Here is a 24,331-nt window from a genome sequence, read left to right as displayed (position 1 = left end):
CGTCGCGCTTTACCTTCACGAAACCTGCTGTGAAAAGACTGATAATGTGACGCGGCTGCCACCGGACAGTCCGATTTCAGAGGGTTGGCTGGTGTGTCAGCCTGCGTCGGCAGAACCAGAAAGCCTTCCGCCCGGGTACGTCACATCCGAGGCAAAAGGGCGATTTGTGCACAATTTTGGTACGGAATCGGCCATGCGCCGGGGCGGCGGAGCCTCATTCGATATTCGCAGGCCCTCGGGGGCATCGCCTTTCACGTGATCTTGCGGTGTCAAGGAGGGTTTCCATGTCGAGTGACAACGGGGAGATGATCCCTGCGGCCCGGCCGGTGATCGGCGAGGAAGAGATCGAGGCCGCCGTGCGCGTACTGCGCAGCGGCCGCGTCGTGCAGGGGCCGGAGGTCGCGGCTTTCGAAGAGGGCTTCTCGGAGCTGGTGGACGGGCGCCACTGCGTGGCGGTCAACTCGGGCACCTCGGCGCTCCACCTGCTGCTGCTCGCGCTCGGGATAGGCCCCGGCGACGAGGTGATCGTCCCGTCGTTCTCCTTCGCGGCCTCCGCGAACGCGGTCCGCCTGGCGGGTGCCGACGTGGTCTTCGCGGACATCGAGCCGGGCAGTTTCGGGCTGGACCCGGCCGCGGTCGAGGCCGCCGTCACGCCCCGTACGGCCGCGATCATGCCCGTCCACCTGTACGGCCACCCGGCCGCGATGGACGCGCTGATGCCGATCGCGCGGAAGCACGGGCTGGCCGTCGTGGAGGACGCCTGCCAGGCGCACACCGCGGCGCTGGGCGGGACCCCGGTCGGTGCCTTCGGTTCCGGCGGTGCCTTCAGCTTCTACCCCACCAAGAACATGCACTCCCTTGAGGGCGGCATGATCACTGCGGCCGATGCCGAGGTCGCGCGCACCCTCAGGCTGCTGCGCAACCAGGGCATGGAGCAGCGGTACGCCAACGAGATCGTCGGCGCCAACATGCGGATGACCGATGTGTCCGCCGCCGTCGGGCGCGTACAGCTCGGGAAGGTGCTCGGCTGGACCGAGCAGCGGCGCGCCAACGCCGCCTATCTCGACCAGCACATCAGCGCGCCCAACGTCACGGTTCCGCCCGTCGCCGAGGGTGCACGCCACGTTTACCACCAGTACACCATCCGGGTGCAGGGTGACCGGGATGCCGCCATGGCCAGGCTGACCGAGGCGGGCATCGGCAACGCCGTGTACTACCCGACCCCGATCCACCGGCTGAAGCCGTACTGGGAGCCCGACCAGAAGGCCGGGCGGAACTGGGACCTGCCGCAGACCGAGCGCGCCGCTGCCGAGGTCGTCTCGCTGCCCGTGCACCCGTCGCTGACGCCGCAGGACCTTGAGCGCATCGTTGCCGCAGTGAACTCGCTGGGAGAAATGCAGTGACCGCAGGACTGAGAGCGGGCCTGGTGGGCCTCGGCTCGATGGGGCGCCACCATGCCCGTGTGCTGGCCGGCCTGGAGGGCGTGGAGCTCGTCGGCGTCGTCGACCCGATGGGGGACAAGAACGGCTGGGCGCAGGGTGCCCCCGTCCTGTCCACGGTCGATGAGCTGATCGCCCAGGGCATCGACTACGCCGTCGTGGCCTGCCCCACGGCCCTGCACGAGGAGGTCGGGCTCCGCCTGGCCGAGGCGGGGGTCTGCGCGCTCATCGAGAAGCCGCTCGCGGACACCGTGGGGGGCGCCCGGCGCCTGGTCGAGGCCTTCGAGTCGCGCGGCCTGGTCGCGGGCGTCGGCCACATCGAGCGCTGCAACCCGGCGCTCCGGTCGATGCGGGCCCGGCTGGAGGCCGGCGAGCTGGGCGAGGTGTTCCAGGTCGTCACCCGGCGCCAGGGCCCCTTCCCGCACCGGATAGCCGACGTCGGCGTGGTCAAGGACCTGGCCACCCACGACATCGACCTGACGGGCTGGGTGACGGGGCAGACGTACGACTCGATCGCGGCGCATACCGTCTCGAAGTCCGGACGGCCGCACGAGGACATGGTCTCCGCCGTGGGCCGGCTCTCCGACGGGACCATGGTCAACCATCTGGTCAACTGGCTGAGCCCGCTGAAGGAACGTTTCACTTCCGTTACCGGCGAGCGTGGCACGTTCATCGCGGACACCCTCACCGCCGACCTCACGTTCCACTCGAACGCCGCGGTCGCCACCGAGTGGGAGGCGCTCCAGGCCTTCCGGGGCGTCTCCGAGGGCGACATGATCCGTTACGCCATACTCAAGCGCGAGCCGCTCCTGGTCGAGCACGAGCTCTTCCGGGACGCGGTACTCGGCGTCGCCCAGGACATCTGCACCCTGCGTGACGGCCTCCGCACGGTCGAGGTGGCCGCGGCGGTACTGGAATCGGCGCGGAGCGGACGCACCATCACGGCCTCGGCGGGAGAGCTGGCCACACATGGAACCTGAGAACACCACGACGCCGCGCCCCGGCAGCCGGGGCCGGGTCGTCATGCTCGTCGACAACGGGGTGAACGGCGACTCCCGGGTCCAGAAGGAAGCCCGCTCTGCGGCGGAGGCGGGCTGGGACGTCGTCCTGCTCGGCAAGTCGCCCGGCAAGTCCGAGCAGCACTGGACGCTCGGCGACGCCCGGGTCCGGCTGCTCAAGGTGCCCACACCGATGCAGCGCCGCCGGCACGAGTACCGGTGGGCCCCGCTGCGCTCCCCGCTGGCCTACCGGCCCGGACCGCTCGCCGCCTACCGCAAGCAGAAGATGAAGGCATGGCGGGCCGACCTCCAGATCCGCCGCATCGAGGCGAACGAGAACGGGGCGGCGCTGACGAAGGCGCTCCTCCTCCCGAAGCGGGCCGGTGCGAAGGCGGCCACCCGCTGGGTCGACGCGCGAGTGCGGCGTACCCAGGCCCTGGAGCAGCGGCGCAAGCGGATGGACGCCCCGCTGGACCGTTTCACCACGGCGTTCTGGCAGCGCACGATGGGGGACCGGGCCTGGCGCAGGCTCGACCCCTTCCTGCTCGACCTCGACCTCGCCTACGGCAAGGTGATCGACGAGCTGAAGCCCGACCTGATCCACGCCAACGACTTCCGCATGCTGGGCGTCGGGGCGCGGGCCGTGATGCGTGCACGCGCCGCGAAGCGCGACGTCAAGCTGGTCTGGGACGCCCACGAGTTCCTGCCCGGCATCAAGCCCTGGGACCCGCACCCCCGTTGGCACGTCGCGCAGTGCCTCCACGAGCTGGCCTACTCCAAGTACGCCGACGCGGTGACCACCGTCTCGCCGACCCTCGCGGAGATGCTCGTCGAGCGGCACGGGCTGGCCGAGAAGCCCGCGGTCGTCCTCAACGCCCCCGGCGCGGAGATCTCCCCGGAGCAGGCCGCGGAGCCGGTGCCCGACCTGCGCGAGCTGTGCGGCATCGGACCCGGCGTGCCGCTCTCCGTCTACAGCGGTACGGCGGCACCGCAGCGCGGCCTGGACATCATGGTCGAGTCGCTGCCCCAACTGCCGGACCTGCACGTCGCGTTCATCGTGGCGCGGTCCAACTCGCCGTACATGACGGGGCTGGCGGACCGCGCGAAGGAACTCGGGGTCGCCGACCGAGTGCACATGCTCCCGTACGTGCCGCACTACCAGGTCGCGCGCTTCCTGGCGGCGGCGGACCTCGGGGCCATCCCGATCCACCACTGGCCGAACCACGAGATCGCCCTGATCACCAAGTTCTTCGAGTACGCACACGCCCGGCTGCCGTTCGTGGTCAGCGATGTGAAGACGATGAGCGCGGTGGTCACGGAGACCGGCCAGGGCGAGGTGTTCAAGGCCGAGGACGTGGCGGACTACGTCCGCGCGGTGAAGGCCGTCCTCGCCGACCCGAAGAAGTACCGGGAGGTCTACGACCGGCCCGGACTGCTCGACCAGTGGACCTGGGAAGCCCAGGCGGCAGCTCTCGACGAGGTGTACACGAAGCTGCTGCCCGGTAGTCGTCGCGTATCCGTCGAGAGAGCCGCCGAGGTGACCGTGTGACCGGTAGACCCCCTGCCCCCGATGTCACGGTCGTCGTGGCCGTGTACAACACCATGCCGTACCTCACCGAGTGCCTGAACTCGCTCGTGGGGCAGTCCATCGGGCTGGACCGACTGGAGGTCGTCGCGGTCGACGACGGCTCGACGGACGAGAGCGGCGCCGAACTCGACCGGTTCGCCGCGCGATACCCGGACACGGTCAAGGTCGTCCACCAGGCCAACTCCGGCGGTCCGGCGATGCCGAGCAACCGGGCGCTGGAGCTGGCCACCGGCCGGTACGTCTACTTCATCGGCTCCGACGACCACCTCGGCGAGGAGGCGCTGGAGCGGATGGTGGCCTGCGCGGACACCAACGGCTCCGACGTCGTCATCGGCAAGATGGTCGGCACCAACGGCCGGTACGTGCGCCAGTCGCTCTACAAGGCCAACGACCCCGACATCAGCCTGTACGGGCCCGAGCTGCCGTTCGCCCTGGCGAACACCAAGCTCTTCCGCCGCGACCTGGTGGAGCGGCACAAGCTGCGCTTCCCAGAGGACCTGCCGGTCGGCAGCGACCAGCCGTTCACCATCGAGGCCTGCGTACGCGCGCGCAAGATATCGGTGGTCGCGGACTACACCTGCTACTACGCGGTGAAGCGCGGGGACGCCAGCAACATCACCTACCGCGCCGACCACCTGGCGCGGCTGCGCTGCACCGCCGAGATCATGGACCGTACGGCGGAACTGGTCGAGGCCGGGCCGAAGCGGGACGCCGTCCTCAAGCGTCACTTCACCTGGGAACTCTCCAAGCTCATCCAGGCCGACTTCGCCGAGCTCGACGGCGGGACGAAGAAGAGCATCTGCGCCGGGATCGGCCGGCTCGCCGACGCCTACCTGACCGACGCGCTGAGCGACTCGTTGCCCGTGAAGCTCCGAGCACGCCTGCGGCTCGCACAGCGCGGCGCCGTCGACGAACTCTGCCGCGCCGTCACCGAGGAGGCCGAGCACGGCGCGCCGCCCTTCCATCTGGAGGACGGCCGGGCCTTCGCCCGCTACCCCGGCTTCCGTGACGCCGGCCTGGAGCTGCCGGACCGCTGCTTCGAACTGGTCGGGGAGATCGTCCCCGGCCGGCTCGCCAACAAGACCGCGCTGGTCGGGTCGGAGTGGGTGCAGACTGGCGAGGAGCTGGCGCTGGAGCTGACCGTACGGATCGGGGTCCTCGGCGACACCGGCTCCGCGGTGGTCCGTCTAGCGGAGGGCGCCATGCCCAACAGCGCCGACAAGGCGCGCGCCCGGTGCCTGCCCGAAGGCCACGAACTGCCCCCGGCGCAGGGGGAGTTCACCCGTGAGGTGACGGCCGACGGCAACGCCACCCTGCTGCGTGCCCGGATACCGCTCGCGGCACGCAAGGCCAAGCGCGGGATACGCGTCTACGCCGATGTGGCCGGGAGAACGTACGAGATCCCGGTGCGCGGCGACGGGCGGCCCATGCCGCTGGCCCGCAGATGGCACGGTGAGGTGGACCCGTACCGTGCCGCGGCGCAGCTCAACTCCAAGGGGCGCATGGTGATCAGCACCGGCCCGCTCCACTCACCCAAGACCTCGCTGGGCTCGCGGCTGCGGTCCCGGCTGATCGGCGCCAAGCGCTCCAAGAGGAAGTAACCATGAACATCTGCGTAGTCGCCCTCGGCAAGATCGGCCTGCCGCTCGCCGTGCAGTTCGCCGCCAAGGGCCACCGGGTGATCGGCGCCGACGTCAACGAGAAGGTCGTCGAGCTGGTCAACGCCGGCGTCGAGCCGTTCCCCGGCGAGCACGACCTGGACGTCAAGCTCAAGGAGACCGTCGGGGCCGGGCTGCTCACCGCCACCACGGACACCGCGGCCGCGGTCGCGCAGTCCGAGGCCGTCGTGGTCGTCGTCCCGCTCTTCGTGGACGCCGAGGGCACCCCGGACTTCGGCTGGATGGACTCCGCGACCAAGGCGATCGCCGCGGGCCTCAAGCCCGGCACCCTGGTCAGCTACGAGACCACGCTGCCGGTCGGCACCACCCGTACCCGCTGGGCGCCGATGCTCGAGGAGGGCTCCGCGCTGAAGGCCGGCGAGGACTTCCACCTGGTGTTCTCCCCGGAGCGGGTGCTCACCGGCCGGGTCTTCGCGGACCTGCGCCGTTACCCGAAGCTGGTCGGCGGCATCGACACGGCCTCGGCCGAGCACGGTGTGTCGTTCTACGAGTCGGTCCTCGACTTCGACGACCGCGACGACCTGCCGCGCGCCAACGGCGTCTGGGACCTGGGCACCGCCGAGGCGTCCGAGCTGGCCAAGCTCGCCGAGACCACCTACCGGGACGTCAACATCGGCCTGGCCAACCAGTTCGCCCGTTTCGCCGACCAGCAGAACATCGACGTCCTCAAGGTCATAGAAGCCTGCAACTCGCAGCCCTACAGCCACATCCACCAGCCGGGCATCGCCGTCGGCGGCCACTGCATCCCGATCTACCCGCGGATGTACCTCTGGAACGACCCGACGGCCACCGTGGTCCGCTCGGCGCGCGAGGCCAACGCCGCCATGCCGGAGTACGCGGTCGACCTGCTCGCCGCCGCCTACGGCGACCTGGACGGGGTGGGCGTGCTGGTGCTGGGCGCGGCCTACCGCGGCGGCGTGAAGGAGACGGCGTTCTCCGGCGTCTTCCCGACCGTCGAGGCGCTCAGGGCCCGGGGCGCGGTCCCGTTCGTCTCCGACCCGATGTACACGTCCGAGGAACTGGTCGCGCACGGTCTCGTCCCGCACGAGGGCCAGACCGTCACCGCGGCGATCCTCCAGGCCGACCACGCCGAGTACCGCGAGCTGGCCGCCGCCGATCTCCCTGACGTCCGCGTCCTGGTCGACGGGCGCCGCACGACGGACCCGGCCCGCTGGGAGGGCGTCCGCCGCGTCGTCATCGGCGGCTGACCCCGACTTGCAGAGAGATATGGACAACATGCGAGAAAGCCGCCCCGGACGAGTCGTGATGCTCGTCGACAACACCATCGACGGTGACTCACGCGTTCAGAAGAGCGCCCGGGCCATGGCGGACGCAGGGTGGGAGGTCCACCTCATCGGCCGGGCGCCTTCGTCGGGCCCGGACACCTACCTGATCGGTGAGGCGCAGATCCACCGCCTGCCGCTGAGGCGACTGCCCGCCCGGAAGACCCTCCGGAGGCGGATGACCAAGCTCCGGTATCCGCTGTCCTACCAGAACCAGGACAAGGCGCTCCTCAAGTCGCGCAGCATCAAGCTGATCTGGGCCGAGCTGGAGATGAACGGTGCGGGCTCGGACGTCCGCACCGGCATCGCCAAGGAGCCGCGGACCCAGCAGCTGCCGCTGCTCGCGCAGCGCACGGTGGGCAGGCTCAGGCGCGAGACGATCAAGGCCCGGACCCGGCAGACGAACGAGCGGGCCAGGAACTGGGGCGACCGGGACGGCACCTGGGAGGAGGTGGAGCGCCGCTTCTGGAGCACCACCATGGGGGACCGGGCCTGGCGTCGCCTCGACCCGCTGCCGCTCCGTTACGAACTGAGCTACCGGGACAAGATCGAGGAGCTCCGGCCCGACCTGATCCACGCGCACGACTTCCGCATGATCGGGGTGGCGGCCCGCGCCGCCGTGCGTGCTCGACGCGCGGGTCGAAATGTGCGCGTAATCTACGACGCACACGAGTTCGTACCCGGCCTCGCGACGGCCAACCGGTCGAAGAAGTGGCTGGCCTCGCAGGTCGCCTACGAGCGCGAGCACATCGGCTACGTCGACGCGGTCGTGACCGTGTCCCCCGCGCTGGCGGAGATGCTGGAGTCCGCGCACGGCCTGGCCGAACGGCCGGCCGTCACGCTCAACGCCCCGCCGAAGCTGGTGCCCGGCGAGGACGACGGGACGGGCTGGACCACGCCGGAGGGGGCGCACGACGTCCGCGAGGCGTGCGGCCTGGGGCCGGACACCCCGCTGGCGGTGTACTGCGGCGGCGCGGCCCCGCAGCGTTGTCTGCACACCATCGTGGAATCGCTGCAGTACTCCACGGACCTCCATGCCGCTTTCATGATCAACAACCTTGACGGCGACTACGTGAACTCCCTGCGCACGCTCGCCAGGGAGCTGGGGGTCTTCGACCGCATCCACCTGATGCCGTACGTGCCGTACGACGCCCTGGTGCGGTTTCTGTCGACCGCGGACGTGGGCATCCATCCGCTGCGCAAGGGGCCGGTCAACCACGAGGTCGCCCTCAGCACGAAGTTCTTCGAGTTCATGCAGGCCCGGCTGCCCGTGGTGGTCAGTGACGTCAAGGCCATGTCGGACGAGGTCACCCGGGTCGGCAACGGCGAGGTCTTCCGCTCGGAGGACAGCAAGGACCTGGCCAGGGCTGTGGGGGCGGTCCTGAACGACCGGGACCGCTACGCCGCGGTCTACGACCGTCCCGGCATGCTCGACGAGTGGAGCTGGGAGGCCCAGGCGGAGAAGTACGTCGTGCTCTACGAGCGGCTTCTGAAGGATCTCGCCTGACGGCCGCTCCCATGGCGAAGGGCTCCTCCGCGCACCGCGCGGAGGAGCCCTTCGCCGTCCGTCACTTCTGACGCAGTGCCGCCTGCTCCATCAGCTCCACCACGCGCCGGGCGGCCGTGCCGTCGCCGTAGGGAGCCCCGTGCGGGGTCTCGGGAGCGGGGCGGGTGGCCAGCGCCGCCCACTGGGCGGGATCCATCTCGTGTGGGTCGGGAACGAGGTGGTTCCAGCCGCCCTCGAGGGTCTCGACCCACTCCGTCTCGGGCCTGATGGTGGTGCAGACGCGGTCCAGCAGGAACGCCTCCTTCTGCAGCCCGCCGGAGTCGGTCACCACTCCGGAGGACGCCAGTACGGCGCTCACCAGCCCCGCGTAGGGGAGGGGACGGCTCACGTGCACCGAGCCCCGGGCCAGGTCGATGCCGTGCTCCTTGGCGCGCGCGATCAGGCGGGGGTGGGCCAGCAGGGCCACCGGCAGCGGCAGCCGGGCCAGCGACTCGACGATCGCGGACAGCCTGGCGGGATCGTCGGTGTTGTCCGGGCGGTGCAGGGTGGCGAGCAGGAAGGGCTGCTCGGGGTCGATTCCCTCGGGCAGTGCCGGAGCCGGGTGCTCGCCCGCGAGGACCGCGTCCCGGATCTGCAGACAGATGTCGACCATCACGTCGCCGGCCAGCCGGGACCGGTCCCCGAGGCCCTCGTTGACGAGGTGGCGCATGGCCTCCTCGGTGGGGGCCAGCAGCAGATCGGCGCAGTGGTCGGTGAGTACCCGGTTGTGTTCCTCGGGCATCCGCCGGTTGAAGGACCGCAGCCCCGCCTCCAGGTGAGCGACGGGAAGGTGCTGCTTCACCGCGGAGAGCGCGCCGGCGATCGTCGAATTCGTGTCGCCGTAGACCAGGACCCAGTCGGGCTGCTCGGCCTCGAGCACCGGGTCGAGAGCGGAGAGGACGGCACCGGTCTGGACGCCGTGGCTCCCGGAGCCGACTCCCAGATGGACATCCGGGTCGGGAATGCCGAGGCCGGAGAAGAAGACGTCCGAGAGGTCCGCATCGTAGTGCTGACCGGTGTGGACGATCACGTGCTGGTGTTCCGTACCGGCGAACGCCGCCGCCACGGGGGCGAGTTTGACCAGCTGCGGGCGGGCGCCGACGATGCTGATGACTTTCATTTGAGCACTCTTCTTCAGGGCCATGCGATGGCGGGCGGGTCGTGCGTGAACCGGTGAGCGGGCTGCGGCCCGTGCGTACGGGCGGCACGCGCGTCCGGGCCCCGGGCGTGGAGCCGGGCGGCCGGACAAACGCTCGAGTGAATGTTTCACGCCATGGTAGGCAATGGCCGCGGCGGACGAACCTGCCAGCAGGCCATGGCGGGAGAGGTACCGGCCGGGCGCCCGCGACCTTGGCGGGGACGACCGCGGCCGGGACGGAGCGGACCCCCGCTCCTCAGCGGCTTGTGATGGATCTGTGACAGGTCGCATCGATGGATGTCCGACATGATCCCTTGCTTGTGATGACTTTGTGAGAGAAAGATTCGATTCAGCTTGTTGGATCTGCTACGGGTGGGGTTCGGCGGCGGGGCGGGGCTGCTTGGGGGGAGTTCCGGGCTCCCCGGTCGATGGGCGTTCGGCATCGTGCCGGGTTTCCGGGCGGCACCCGTGCGCGGCCCGCCGCGCATCGAACGGAACAGGAAAAGGCTCATGCAGAAAGGTTTCGGCGGAAAGGTCGAACCCCGTGACCGGGTGCGGCGAGGGCTGGCGCGTGGCGCGGCCGGGGCACTCTTGGCCGTGGTCGGACTCTCGTTCGCCCAGCTCCCGCCCTTCGAGCCGCGAGCTGCCGCTGCCACGGCCTGCGCCGGCACCACGAGCCCGGACTTCAACGGGGACGGGGTGCGTGACGTCGCCATCGCCGACCCACAGGCCACGGTCTCCGGCAAGAAGCGGGCCGGTCTGATCAGGATCGTGCTGGGCGGCGGTAAAGGTGTGGTGGAGATTTCCCAGGACACCCCCAACGTCGCCGACGCCGCGGAGGAGGGGGATCAGTTCGGCTTCTCGATGGCGGTGTACGACGCGGACCAGGACGGGTGCAGCGACCTGGCGGTCGGCATCCCCTACGAGGATGTCGGCACGGTCAAGGACGCCGGCTACGTCCAGGTCGTCTACGGCTCCACGGTGACGGTCGGTCAGGAGAAGCCCAGCAAGGGCTTCGTCCAGGGCGCCGACCAGCCGCTGGGCGGTGGGCCGGAGACCGGCGACCTGCTCGGCTACGCGGTCGCGGCGGGCAGATCGCAGACGGGGTACCCATTCCTGGTCATCGGGGTGCCCGGTGAGGACGGCGCCGGCGGAGTGGACATGGGGATCATCCACTACGTGTACGGAACGGACTACAAGGCGACATCCGTGAGCCAGGACACGACGGGAGTCTGGGAGGACGCGGAACCCTACGACCGCTTCGGCGCCTCGATCGCGGCCACCGACAGGCACTTCGTGGTCGGCGCCCCGGGGGAGAGTCTGGGGGACGCCGCGTCCGCGGGCGCCGTGCTGGCATTCCGCCCGTCGATCAACACGAACGGCATCCCGGACCCGTTGTTCGGTATGGGGCAGTCCCGTACCGCGGCATCGGATCTCGCGGCCGAGGAAGGCGACCGGTACGGGACTTCGGTGGCGATGGCGCCGTACCGCCCGAGCGGGGAGCCGACCGTCACCAACTCGATGCTCGCGGTGGGCGTCCCGGGCGAGGACCTGGGAGGTGTCGTCGACGCCGGAGCGGTGCAGGTCTACCAGATCAAGGCGGACGGAACGGTCGTGACGACCCAGTGGATCGACCAGGACGCGCCCGATGTCGAGGGGGAGGCGGAGCCCCGCGACTTCTTCGGCCAGAGGCTCGCCGCCGTCAACACCGCCACGAACGTGGTCAGCACCCCGGCCGCGATGAGGCTGGCCGTGGGCGTCCCGGGCGAGGAGTCGGCTGCGGACCGGGCGGACGCGGGCGGCGTGGCGCTGTTCTCGATGCTCGGGGAGCCGGGAGCCGGCGACAGCTGGATCGAGCCGGGTCACGGAATTCCCGGGCCGTCCGCGCCGAGGCAGCTCGCCGGGATGAGCCTGGGCGGCAGCCAGGCCCTGCTGTACGTGGGCATGCCCTACGGCCCCGCGGAGGGGCACGCGGTGCACGGATTTCCCTGGGACGCCGCCAACGGCGGCGCCCCGAGCGAGACCTTCAGGCCCGGCGACGGCGGAATCCCCGCCGGTGATGTCACCTTCGGCGCCACGGTGCGCTGACCGAGGCGAACGCCGCGGGGGCGAGCCCCGGTTGCCACGTCGGCCGCCGCTTCCGGGCCCCGGCGGCATCGCGTCCGGTGCCGTGGAGAGCCCGTCCGGCCGCCGCTTCGCACCCGGGCGATCCGTGGCCGGGGGCTCCCGTGCGTACCGGCACGCGGGGGCTCTTCGCCATCCGGTGCCGGTGAAGCGGAGCTGTCCGTTCCACGGGTCTCGCGCGAGCGCGGCGGTCCCACCGGCACTTAACAGCATGTAACGGACATGTTCTTGACAAGATCATGAGTGGGTTATTGCATGCGCTCTGTCGTGTACTGCCTGAATTTCACGAAGACAGAGTCAGTGGTGCACGAATTCTCCTCAAGGGGTGGGATGTGTATAGGAAATCTGCCGCGTCCGGAATCGCGGCCGTGGTCGGGCTGCTCGTCGCGACCGTGGGTGTGGCACCCGCAGGGGCCGTACCCGCCGCAGCAGCGGCGACCTGTGCGGGGGTGACCACGGACTTCAACGGCGACGGCATCGTCGACAACGTGGTCACGGATCCGCAGGCGACCGTGGACGGAATTCCCCGGGCCGGCCTGGTTCGCGTGCTGTACGGCGGCGGCAAGGGCGTCAGTGAGATCTCGCAGGCGACGCCGGGGATGGGAACTGCGGCAGAACGTGATGACCAGTTCGGAACGGCGGTCGCCTGGGCGGACTTCAACGGCGACGGCTGTGCCGACCTGGTCGTCGGAACCCCCTACGAGGACACTGGCGGATCCGGTGCGGATGTCAAGGATGCCGGATTCATCCACATCATCTACGGCTCGCCCACCGGGATCGGCGCCGGATCCGTCATGGAGGGCTTCACACAGGCGGCTTTCACTCCAGGGGCCAACAACGAAGCGGGGGACCTCTTCGGTTACGCACTCCAGGCGGGCGCGGCGGACAACGGGCAGCCGTACCTCGTCGTCGGTGTTCCCGGCGAGGGCGTGGTCGTGAACGGTGTGAACCAGGAGAACGCCGGCATCATCGTCTACCAGCAGGGCGGCAAGCGGACCAGCGTCAGCCAGGACAGCCCGAACGTACCCGGCGTGGTGGAGGCCGGTGACCAGTTCGGTGCCGCGCTCGCCGGTACCAACCGGTATTTCGCCGTCGGGGCGCCGGGCGAGACCATCGGCGCCGACGCGGTCGCCGCAGGAACCGTGGCCGTCTTCAACCACACGGTCACTGACGGGATACCGGCCGCGATCGCTGGCATGGACCAGGCGGGCGAGGGCGAGGCACTCACCGGTATCGCCGAGACGGGCGACCGGTTCGGCGCCGCGCTGTCCATGACCAACTACCGACCGGCCAATCAGACCTACAACTCCGATGCGCTCCTGGCAATCGGCACGCCGGGTGAAGGCATCGGAAGTGTCCCTGACGCGGGCGGTGTCGCCGTGGTGCGGATCGAACCCTCCGGCCGGGTCACCGAACTCAAGGCGTTCGACGCGGGGACCGCGAATGTCGAGGGCGACCCCGGAGCGGGGGACTTCTTCGGACAGCGCGTGACCATCGCCAACACGAACACCGGCGTCGTCACCAGCACCGATACCGTCAGGCTGATCGTGGGCATACCGGGCCGGGACGTCGACGGGGTGAAGGACGCCGGGGTGATCCAGCTGTTCAAGCCGCTCGACAGCGACATCGGAGCCGCCGACAAGATCATCAAGCGAGGCTCGGACATCCTGCCCGGCAAGCCGAATCCCCGCGACTTTACCGGCATCTCGCTGCGTTCCGGTTCCGTGACCCTCTACGTCGGAGTCCCCTACAGCAAGGACCCCGCCACCTCCAAGGGAGTCCTGTACACGATGCCGTGGACCGATGTCGACGGCACTACGAGTGGGGGGACCAAGACCTTCCAGCCCGGAAGTGGCGGGCTCTCGGACATCGGCACGTCCTTCGCGGCAGTCGGATGAGCGGCATGGGACATCAGGAGTCGGACACCAGTGAAAGCCGGAGAAAGCAGAACGTGACCGTGAACGGACCTTTCAGAGACGGGCATCGGCGTAGCCGAAGATCCCTCGCCGCGGTGATCACCACGGCCGTGCTGGCCGCGGGGCTGGGGGTCCAGGCCCTGCCCGGCGAGCTCTCCCAGGCGGTCGCGGCACCGGTCGGCCGGAGTGCCGCGGGCGGAACCGAGGAGGCGCAGGAGGCCGCCGCGAAGACCGACGCCCCGGTCGAGGTGCTGGGCCTGCGTGACGAGCGCAGCACCACGGTGGCCAACCCGGACGGTACCTTCACCACCACCACGGCCGTCCAGCCCGTACGGACCCGCAAGAACGGGAAGTGGGTGGACATCGACACCACCCTCGTCCGGCGGGCGGACGGCTCGTACGGGCCGAAGGCGGCCGTGACGGCGATGTCCTTCTCCGGGGGCGGTGCCACGACGTTCGCCACGATCGAGAAGGACGGCCGCGCTCTCTCCCTGGACTGGATCGGCAAGTTGCCCGAGCCGGTGATCGACGGCTCGACCGCCACGTACCGGGACGTCCTGTCGGGGGTCGACCTGAAGGTGACCGCGAACGCCGAGGGCTTCTCGCACCTGATCGTCGTGAAGGACGCCGAGGCCGCCGCCAACCCGGAACTGGCCGAACTGCAAATGCCGGTGGAGTCCACCGCGGTCGATCTCAAGGAGTCGGCCGACGGCGCTCTCACCGCGACCGACGCTTCGGGTGGCACCGTCTTCGAGGCGCCCGCACCGCTGATGTGGGACAGCGCGCGAGGAGAGGGGAAGGCCGGGGCGGATTCCGCTCGGGCACTGAGGCAGGCGACCGAAACGCCGGTCGCCGTGACGCCTCCGGACGGTGCCCGCGTCGCCGACGTCGACGTCCGGGTCGATGCCGACGCGCTGACACTGACGCCGGACAGGTCCCTGCTCCTGGGTGACGACACGGTGTATCCGGTCTACATCGACCCGGTGGTCAAGACCGCGAGCCGTACCGGCTGGACGATGGTGTCCTCGTACTACTCGTCGGCCTCGTTCTGGAAGTTCAAGGACGACGAAGGCGTCGGCAGGTGCCCCGCCGACGTGTCGTACCGGTGTGCCAGCTCCAATGACAGGAAGCGGCAGTTCTTCGCCATTCCTACGGCCTCCTTCGAGGGCAAGGACATCGTCAGCGCCGAGTTCGCCGTGACGATGGTCCACACGTACAGCACCTCCGCGAAGGCCGTGCAGCTGGGCCGGGTCAACTCCACCGGCGCGAGCGCGATCAGCTCCTCCACCAGCTGGAGCAAGCAGCCCACGCTGAAGGAGACGCTCGCTTCCAAGTCCCCCACCAACCCGGCGGGGTCGTGCACGTCGACCAACCAGAACGTGCGGTTCGACGTGAAGAGCACCGTCCAGAAGGCTGCCGACAGCGGTTGGGACACCACGACCTTCCGGCTGCGCGCGGACAACGAGGACGACTACTCGTACTGGAAGCGGTTCTGCGGGAACGCCCAGCTCGAAGTGGTGTACAACCGGCCGCCGCTGGCACCCGCCATGAGCGACCTCAGCATGTCGCCCGGAGGTTCGTGCCAGTACGGGAAGGCGAACGAGCACTACGTGTCCGAGGCCCCGGTCCTCAACGCGATCGTCAAGGACTACGACCACAACGACACCCCCGGCAAGGCCGAGAGCCTGAAGGCCCGGTTCCACGTCTTCTGGACGAAGGACGGCAAGCAGGTCGACCACTACGCCGCCACCGGGGCCCGTACGACGACCGGCACCGGACAGACCGGCTCGGCGTCGTTCAAGTACACCGTCGGCTCGGACCTCAGCACTGATTCGGACCCCGGTTTCACCATCCCGTCCAACGTCACGATCGGCTGGGAGGTCCAGGGCACGGACGGGACCTCCTGGGGCCCGTGGAGCAGCGCGGGCAGTGCCACCCGCTGTGAGTTCATCTACGATGCCACCGCGCCCGCCGCGCCGGTGATCAGCTCCGTCGAGTACCCCGACGACGGCGACTGGCACGCGGGCGTCGGCGACTACGGAAACTTCACCTTCGACTCGCCCGCCGCCGACGTGGTCCGCTACCAGTACCGGTTCAAGGGCAACGAGGGCTGGTCCACGGTGGACGCCGCGAAGCCCGGCGGCCCCGCGACCGTGAAGTTCATGCCGACGTCCGAGGGCGACTGGTCCGTGGAGGCCAAGGCCGTCGACGCGGCCGGCAACGCCCAGAGGACGACCATGGGGTACGCGTTCCTCGTCTCCGGCGGGCGGGCCCCGATCGGCGGCTGGACCCTCGGCGACGTCAAGGGGTCGGGTTCCGCGGCCGGTACGGGCACCTCGCCCGCCGCCGCACCCGGCACGGGCGTGGCCTTCGGGGCCAAGCCCGGACCGCTCGGCGCGGCGGACACGTACGCGGACCTGGACGGTACCGAGAACGCCTATCTGGACGCGGGCCGGCACATCGTCGACACGGGCGCGGGCTTCTCGGTCAGCGCCTGGGTCAACCTCCCCGAGGAACCCAAGCAGGACCAGACCGTGGTCAGCCAGGACGGCACGGGCCTGCCCGGCTTCGACCTGGGATACGACGCCGACAGCCGTAGCTGGGTGTTCCGTTCCCCGTTCAACGACCTTGAGTCCATGGGCGACTGGAAGGTCACCGGCGGCAAGGTGGTGCCCGGGGCCTGGACGCACCTCATCGGCTCCTACGACCGCGTCACCGGTGTGATGCGGATGTACGTGAACGGCACGGCGGTCACGGCCACCGCGAAGCGGCAGGTCCCGTGGGACGCGGCCGGGAGCCTGCAGATCGGCCGCAGGATCTCGCTGGAGGGGTACACGGCCCACCTGAAGGGCGGCATCGCCGACGTCCAGGTCTATGACCGCGTCGTGACCGGACCGGAGAGCGCCGACCTGGGCGGCATCGTGGCCCAGCAGATCGCCTACTGGGACGTGGACTCCGCGCCCGACGGCGTGGCGCCGGAGGCGGGCGGCGGCACCGGGCTCACGCTCGGCGGCGGCGCGTCCATCTACGTGCCGGCGCCGGGCTGCGACCCGGAGGCCGATCCGGAGTGTGTCGAGACGGCACCCGAGGACCCGATGTGGGGTGACGGGCACCTGGTGCTGAACGGCACCGACGCCTACGCCACCCGGGCGGCCGGGCTGCTCACCAAGCGGGACAGCTTCACCCTGACCGGGCGGGCCCGGCTCTCCTCGGTGTCGCCCACCAAGGACCAGACGGTCATGGCGCTCTCCGGCGCCCAGGGCAGCGCGGTGACCGTGGGCTACTCGGCCGCGGACAGCCGCTGGACCCTTTCGGTCACGGACGGGGACTCGGCCACGGCCACGACCACCACCGTGAACGCGACGGGCTTCCTGCCCAGCACCGGCATCACGGGGGACCATCTGGCCCTCGTCTACTCGGCGGTCTTCGGCGACGTGGTGCTCTACGTCAACGGCGTCGAGAGCGCCCGGCTCCCCTGGGAGCACACCTGGGACTTCACCACCACCGCGCTCCAGGTCGGCCGCACGCTCAAGGGCGGCACCTCCGGTGTCTTCCTCTCGGGTGCGGCCGACGAGCTTCGCCTCTTCCAGGGGGCCCTGGACGCGAGTCTGGTGAACCTGGTCAGAGGTCTCGCGGATGACACGAGCATCGAGGAGACCGTTTCCTGACCGACCACAGCGGCAGGGGCGGGACGTCCGCGTCCCGCCCCTGCCGCCTGCGTTACCGCATGTTTCCCACCGATCACTCCTGATGGAGCATCAATGCGCTCGTCACCTTTTGGAAGATCACGCTTCCATATACCAATACGCGTAGTGCGTAACTGCGTACTGACCGTGGCACTGGCCCTCTCCGTCGGCCTGCTGCCGCAGTACGCACCGGAGGCCACCGCCTCGTCGGAATCCGAGGGGGCGGCCTGGCCCGAACTCCAGACCAAGAACGACGACCCGGTCTCCGGTAAGAACGCCAAGGCCCGGAAGTTCACCGGCACCGACCAGACCGCCCGCGCCGAGGTGACCGAGGCGAACGCGGTCAGCTGGCCCGAGGCCACCTCCGACGAGGTCGTGGTCGGGGCCAAGGGGGCCCGGGGAACGCAGGCCGAGGGGTTGCCCCTGAAGGTCGCCGCCACCGGCTCCGGCAGCCCGGATCGCGTCCGGGTCGAGGTCCTGGCCCGTAAGAAGGCCGAGAAGGCGGGCATCGACGGCCCGCTGATGACGGTGGCACGGACCGACGGCGAGTCGAAGCGCGGACCGGTCCAGGTCTCGCTCGACTACGGCGACTTCGCGGGTGCCTACGGTGGCGGCTACGGCTCGCGACTGCAGCTGGTGACCTATCCGGAGTGTGTGCTCACCACACCGGAGCGGCCGGGATGTTCCACGGCCACCCCGCTGCCGACCACCAACGACACCAAGACCTCCACGCTGACCGCGAAGGTGCCTGCCGCGCCGGACACGACGACGGACGTGCCGGACTCGAAGGCCCTGGCGGCAACGGCCTCCCCGGTCACCGTCCTGGCCGCCACCGCCGGCTCCGGCGGTGACCAGGGCAACTTCGGCGCCACCTCGCTCAAGCCCTCGTCGCAGTGGAGCGTCTCCAACTCCTCCGGCGTCTTCAACTGGTCCTACCCGATCACCGCCCCGCCCGTGCCCGGCGGACAGGCCCCGGGAGTCACCCTCACCTACAGCTCGCAGTCGGTCGACGGGCAGACCGCCGTCACGAACAACCAGGGTTCCTGGATCGGTGAGGGCTTCGGCTACGAGCCGGGTTACATCGAGCGCCGCTACAAACCGTGCTCCGACGACGGTCACGACGACACCAACGGCGACCAGTGCTGGGGCTTCGACAACGCCACCATCTCGCTGGCCGGCGGCACCTCGGGCGAGCTGATCAAGGACGACACCACCGGTGAGTGGCACGTCAGCTCCGACGACTTCTCCAAGATCGAGAAGCTCACCGGCGCCACCAACGGCGACAACGACGGCGAGTACTGGAAGCTCACCTCCACGGACGGCACCCAGTTCTTCTTCGGCCGCAACCGGCTGCCCGGCTTCGCGACCGGCAACGAGACCACCAACTCCGCCTGGACCGTTCCCGTCTACGGCGACGACAGCGGTGAGCCCTGCTACAAGGCCACCCTCGCGGACGCCTACTGCGACCAGGCGTGGCGCTGGAACCTCGACCACGTCATCGACCCGCACGGCAACACCATGTCGTACTTCTACGGCACGGAGACCAACTACTACACCCAGGGCCTGAAGACAGGGGAGAACGGCAAGCCGTACATCCGGGGCGGCTACCTGAAGCGCATCGACTACGGGCAGCGGGAGAACAAGGCATACTCCACCAAGCCCGCCGCGCGCGTCGTGTTCACCACCGAGGAGCGGTGCCTGGGCAAGCTCACGGACTGCTCGGAGTCGGCACTGAAGGACACCACGGCCGCCGACTGGCCGGATGTTCCGTGGGACCGCAACTGTAAGGTCGACACCAAGTGCCCGGGGCAGAACTCGCCCACCTTCTGGACCCGCAAGATGCTCAGCGGGATCACCACGCAGATCCGCGACGGCGACACCACCTACGAGGACGTCGACGTCTGGAAGCTCGGGCACAAGTTCACCGACAACGGTGACGGCTCCCGGTCGCTCTGGCTCGACACCATCGACCACACGGGCCGGGTGGGCACGGACAAGTCCGTTCCCACGGTGCGTCTGCACGGCATCCAGCTCGCCAACCGCATCGACATCCCCAACGACAACATCCAGCCGTTCTACCGCTTCCGCCTCAGCGGGGTGGAGAGCGAGTCGGGCAGCGCCCTGTCGGTCAACTACTCGAAGCCGGAGTGCACCCCCACCACGCTGCCCAAACCGGGTGAGTCGAAGGTGCGTTGCTACCCGGTCAAGTGGAACCCGCCGGGTGTGAAGGACCCCGTCACCGACTGGTTCAACAAGTACGTCGTCACCGACGTGGCCGAGCAGGACCTCGTCGGTGGTGCGCCGGACCAGGTCACCACGTACACGTACCTGGGGGACGCCGGCTGGCGCAAGGCCAGGCCCGACGGACTGTCCAAGACCGACTACCTGACGTGGAGCGACTGGCGCGGCTACGGCAAGGTCCGGGTCGAGACCTCGGACGGCAGCGTCAAGCCCTCCAACACCAAGACCGAGCACGTCTTCTTCCGCGGTCTGCACGGGGACACCGACCCCAGTGGCGGTACCCGCACCGTCAAGCTGACCACCTCCACCGGTGACGAGTACGAGGACTCCGACTGGAAGTCCGGCATCGAACTGGAGACCACGACCTACAACGGCGACAAGATCGTCTCCAAGTCGGTCAACGTCCCCTGGACCAAGGTCACCGGTACCCGCGTCAAGGACTGGGCCACCTCCACCTCCCGCTTCGTCAGGACCAGCCGCACCGACACGTACGAGGCACTGGCGGCCGGCGGCTGGCGGCAGACCGCGTCCACCACGTCCTACGACGACAAGGGCCGTGCCGTCCAGGTCGCCGACGTCGGGGAAGTGGACGTCGCCGACAACCAGTGCACCCGCACCGAGTACGCCGACAACCCCGACAAGCACATGTACAGCTATGTGTCGCGGGTCGAGACCGTCTCGGTGGACTGCGGTGCGACGACGGACCGCTCCAAGCACGTCATCTCCGACGACCTGACCTTCTACGACGACACGACCACCGTGGGCGCCGCGCCGACCAAGGGCGACACGACCCTGGTGAAGCGGCTGTCCGCGCACGACGGCAAGACCGCGACGTACCAGGAGGTCTCCACTTCCACGTTCGACTCCTACGGACGCCCGCTGGTCGCGACCGACGCGGCGAAGACGCCGACCACGGTCAGCTACAAGGAGAACGCGTACGGGCTGGCCGTCTCCAAGACCGAGACGAACGTCTTCGGTTGGGCCTCGACCACCGAGTACGCCCCCCAGTGGGGCACGGTCTCGGCGCAGACCGACATGAACGGCAAGCGCACGGACCTGGCGTACGACGGGCTCGGCCGCATCGTCTCGGTGTGGATGCCCGACCGGTCGAAGACGGACCACACCCCGTCCATCGCCTATGAGTACGGCATCCGGGCCGACGGCGCGAACTACCTGCACACGCAGAAGATCAAGAAGGACGGAGCCACCTACCGCCACGAGTACACCCTCTACGACGGCCTGCTGAGGCCGCGCCAGGTCCAGACCGAGGCCCAGGGCGGCGGACGCCTCCTGGCGGACGTGTACTACGACGGCTCGGGCCGCGTGGTGAAAACCAACAGCACCTACTACGCCAAGGGCGCACCGTCGTCGACGCTGTTCGTCCCGGTCAACACGGACATCGACGCACAAACGGTGACCGAGTTCGACGGGGCCGGCCGCACCACGGCCAGCATCTTCAACGTCGCGGGCGTGGAGAAGAACCGCACCATCTTCACCTACGGCGGTGACCGGGTCCACGTGGATCCGCCGAACGGCCAGATCCCGACCACGACGATCACGGACGCGCAGGACCGCACGGTCGAGCTGCGCCAGTACAAGGGCGACAAGCCCCTTCCGACGGGAACCGCGGCCGACTACGTCGCCACGACGTACGCGTACACGCCGTCCGGCCAGCTGGCCAAGGTGACCGACGACAAGAAGAACACCTGGACGTACACGTACGACCAGCGGGGCCGCAAGCACAGCGCGACCGACCCCGACACCGGCACCAGCACGTTCGAGTACGACGCCCTGGACCGGCTGCTGTCGACCACGGACTCGCGGAACAACACCGTCACGTCGGTCTACGACAAGATCGGCCGCGTCACCGAGACCTGGCAGGGCGCCGCGAGCACCGGCACCAAGCTGTCCGTGTCGAAGTACGACACGGTGGCCAAGGGCGAGTTGTACGGCACGTACACCTACAAGGACGGCGCCGTCCTCTCGTCGGTGACCCACACCGCGCTCTCCGATGACCTCGAACCGACCAAGACCAAGTACTACCTGTCGAAGACGGCCGAGCCCGAACTGGGGGGCACGTACGAGGTCGACACCGAGTACAACCAGGACGGCACGGTCAGTTCGCAGACGGTCCCGGCCGGAGGCGGCCTGGCCGCGGAGACGCTCTCGTACCTGTACGACGACCTGCAGCGTCCGATCGGTCTGGACACCTCGCTCGGCGGGTCGAACTACGTCTCCAAGGTCGCGTACTCGCCGACGAACGAGCTGACGGGTCTGGAGCTGAGCACGGGCCGGGCCGGGGACAAGAAGACGTCCCTTTCCTACGCCTACGAGCAGGGCACCGCCCGGCTGGTCAATGCCCGAGTTGCCGTCGAGGGCACTCCCACGTCCTACGACGCCCGGTACACCTACGACGCGGGCGGCAACGTCCAGTCGATCGTGGACGCCCCGGCCAACGGTGCCGCCGACGCCCAGTGCTTCCGGTACGACGGCCTGCGCCAGATGACCGAGGCGTGGACGTCGAAGGTCACCCCGGACGGAGCCGCGGGCACCGGTCCGGCCGACGCCGCCTGCGCCCCCGCCGCCTCAGCGACGACGGTCGGCGGTACGGCACCGTACTGGTCCTCCTACGCGTTCGACACGCTCGGCAACCGGACGTCGGAGACCACCCACGGCATCAACGGCTCCGCCACCTCCACCAAGACGTACACCTACGGGGAGAACGGCGAGGGGCCGCACCAGCTCACCACCCAGACGGTGGACACCACCGCCACCTCGTCCACCCCGGCCGTCAAGTCGGCCAACACCTACACCTACGACAACACGGGCAACACCGAGACCCGTGTGCTCAACGGCGACACCCAGAAGCTCGACTGGGACAAGCAGGGCAACCTCACCAAGGTCACCAATGCCGACGCCACCACCACGGACTACGTCTACGACGCGTCCGGCGGGCGTCTGCTGAGGAAGACGGCGGACGAGTCCACGTTCTACCTCCCGGGCATGGAACTGCACCTCAAGAAGTCCACCGGTGCGGTGACGGCCACCCGCTACTACGGTCTGGCCGGCCAGACCGTCGCGACCCGGGACAACAACGGTGTGACGTTCCTGGCCTCCGACCACCACGGCACCGCACAGTTCGCCGTGGACGCGGCGACCGGCACCGTCCAGCGGCGCCGGATGGACCCCTTCGGCGCCGAGCGTGAGCGCACGTCGTCGGACTGGGTGGACGACAAGGGATTCGTCGGCGGCACGGTGCAGGAGTCCACCGGACTCACCACACTCGGAGCACGCGAGTACGACTCCGGGACCGGCCGGTTCATATCCGCCGACCCGATCATCGACTACACCGATCCCCAGCAGATCAACGGCTACGCGTACGGCCTGAATAACCCGGTCACCTTCTCCGACCCGGACGGCCTGAAGCCCGACGACTGCATGATGATCGGCATCAGCTGCAACTTGAACAACAAGGGCGGCTGGGACGTCGAGGCCACCCAGGACTACTACAAATACCACCAGGTCCAGGCCCCGAAGGAAACCCCGGCACAGTACAAGTCCCGCAAGGCGCAGAACGCCGCCGACGCGGCCAAGCAGCGCGTGATCGCCGCGGCCAAGGAACTGGCCAAGATTGCTGCCGACGAACTCGGTATCACCGACGCGCTGGACTGCTTCACTACAGGCGCACTGGGTGCTTGCGGCGCCACCGTCGTCAACGTCGTCACCAGCGCGGTCGGTGGCCTCATCGGAAAGATGGCCAGCAGGTACGGCCTTCCATGGAAATGGAAGAAGGGTGCCGAGCTCATCGCCCGTCTGGGGCGCGTGGCCGATGAACTGATCAGCGGAGTCAAGAACTGGTACAGCAAGACGAAGCTGGCCCAAAGGCTGAGAAAATGCAACAGCTTTGTGCCGGGCACTCGGGTACTGATGGCCGATGGCTCGTCGAGACCGATCGAGAAGGTCAAGATCGGTGACGAAGTCCTCGCCACGGATCCTGAAACCGGCGAAACCAGATCACAAAAGGTCACGGCCGAGATCAAGGGCCAAGGCCTGAAGGACCTCGTCAAGGTCACCGTCGACATCGACGGCCCCAAGGGCGACAAGACCGCTTCGGTCACCGCCACGGACGGCCACCCGTTCTGGGTGCCGGAACTGGGTGCCTGGCTCAAGGCCACTGACCTGGAACCGGGCGAACAGCTCCGCACGGATTCGGGTGCGCAGGTAACGATCCAGGCGGTCAAGCGCTGGACGGTGCTGGACGCGACGGTCTACAACCTCACCGTCAGCGAGACCCACACGTACTATGTACTCGCTGGTCAGACACCGGTCCTCGTTCACAACAGCAACTGCAACTCGCTCACGCGTGCACAGTCTGACGATGTTGCGAATTTCTTGGGGTACACGAAGACCAAAATGAAGTCTGCAGGTGGGGCCCCGATTTGGGAGAACAAGAAGGCTGGAGGTGGTCAGCCTCGCTATATCACCTACGATCGAACCGGTCATAACAAGCAGGCGGTATTCAAGGGTGCCAGCTTCCGTAATCCTTTCCAGTCGACGAAGGATTCGGCTCGGGACGGAACGTATGGGCTGGATGTATCCCCGACAGGAGAGGTGATGGGTCTCAAGTGGCTAGCCAAATGACAGCCGAGCTTGTCGTCAGCCCGAGCGACCAGCATGTGCGAGCCTCCCTGGC

General features: G+C 69.0%; 11 protein-coding genes. 10 read left to right on the top strand and 1 reads right to left on the bottom strand.

The genetic code is table 11. The features are described from left to right. Positions 1-284 precede the first annotated feature (284 nt). From ACIQGQ_RS05590 to ACIQGQ_RS05565, 6 genes are read left to right on the top strand one after another with little or no spacing between them, the layout of a single operon-like run. Entirely contained in the window at positions 285-1,403 is a 1,119-nt protein-coding gene (locus ACIQGQ_RS05590) for a DegT/DnrJ/EryC1/StrS family aminotransferase (RefSeq protein WP_402391019.1), read from the top strand. After that, entirely contained in the window at positions 1,400-2,419 is a 1,020-nt protein-coding gene (locus tag ACIQGQ_RS05585) for a Gfo/Idh/MocA family protein (protein WP_402391017.1), read from the top strand. The genes ACIQGQ_RS05590 and ACIQGQ_RS05585 overlap by 4 nt, the downstream gene beginning before the upstream one ends. Further along, complete coding sequence (locus ACIQGQ_RS05580) at positions 2,409-3,986, top strand: glycosyltransferase family 4 protein (RefSeq protein WP_402391014.1); 1,578 nt, start codon at positions 2,409-2,411, stop codon at positions 3,984-3,986. The genes ACIQGQ_RS05585 and ACIQGQ_RS05580 overlap by 11 nt, the downstream gene beginning before the upstream one ends. A 53-nt stretch (positions 3,987-4,039) precedes the next feature. Then, a complete protein-coding gene (locus ACIQGQ_RS05575) occupies positions 4,040-5,626 on the top strand; it encodes a glycosyltransferase family 2 protein (RefSeq protein ID WP_402391976.1) in 1,587 nt (528 codons plus the stop codon). Between the two features lie 2 nt (positions 5,627-5,628). Next, positions 5,629-6,912 (top strand): nucleotide sugar dehydrogenase, encoded by a 1,284-nt coding sequence (locus tag ACIQGQ_RS05570; RefSeq protein ID WP_402391012.1) that lies wholly within the window; start codon positions 5,629-5,631, stop codon positions 6,910-6,912. Positions 6,913-6,940: 28 nt separating this feature from the next. Then, complete coding sequence (locus tag ACIQGQ_RS05565) at positions 6,941-8,494, top strand: glycosyltransferase family 4 protein (protein WP_402391009.1); 1,554 nt, start codon at positions 6,941-6,943, stop codon at positions 8,492-8,494. A 61-nt stretch (positions 8,495-8,555) separates the two neighbouring features. Here ACIQGQ_RS05565 and wecB read toward each other — a convergent pair whose 3' ends face one another. Then, on the bottom strand, positions 8,556-9,653 hold the full coding sequence (wecB, locus tag ACIQGQ_RS05560) for a non-hydrolyzing UDP-N-acetylglucosamine 2-epimerase (protein ID WP_402391006.1): 1,098 nt from the start codon (positions 9,651-9,653) through the stop codon (positions 8,556-8,558). A 528-nt stretch (positions 9,654-10,181) separates the two neighbouring features. Here wecB and ACIQGQ_RS05555 point away from each other — a divergent pair. From ACIQGQ_RS05555 to ACIQGQ_RS05540, 4 genes are all read left to right on the top strand, one after another. After that, the gene (locus ACIQGQ_RS05555; RefSeq protein ID WP_402391003.1) at positions 10,182-11,759 is read left to right on the top strand and encodes a VCBS repeat-containing protein; all 1,578 of its coding nucleotides are present in this window, start codon (positions 10,182-10,184) and stop codon (positions 11,757-11,759) included. Between the two features lie 368 nt (positions 11,760-12,127). Then, complete coding sequence (locus ACIQGQ_RS05550) at positions 12,128-13,693, top strand: FG-GAP repeat protein (protein ID WP_402391000.1); 1,566 nt, start codon at positions 12,128-12,130, stop codon at positions 13,691-13,693. A 113-nt stretch (positions 13,694-13,806) separates the two neighbouring features. Next, entirely contained in the window at positions 13,807-17,379 is a 3,573-nt protein-coding gene (locus tag ACIQGQ_RS05545) for a LamG domain-containing protein (protein ID WP_402390997.1), read from the top strand. Positions 17,380-17,523: 144 nt separating this feature from the next. Then, the gene (locus ACIQGQ_RS05540; protein ID WP_402390994.1) at positions 17,524-24,279 is read left to right on the top strand and encodes a polymorphic toxin-type HINT domain-containing protein; all 6,756 of its coding nucleotides are present in this window, start codon (positions 17,524-17,526) and stop codon (positions 24,277-24,279) included. Positions 24,280-24,331 lie beyond the last annotated feature (52 nt).

Origin of the sequence: Streptomyces sp. NPDC092952, assembly GCF_044754785.1 — a bacterium.
In the GTDB taxonomy this organism is placed as follows: domain Bacteria; phylum Actinomycetota; class Actinomycetes; order Streptomycetales; family Streptomycetaceae; genus Streptomyces.
The sequence above is the reverse complement of the archived record's forward strand: the minus strand, read 5'-3'. Positions and strand labels throughout refer to the sequence as shown.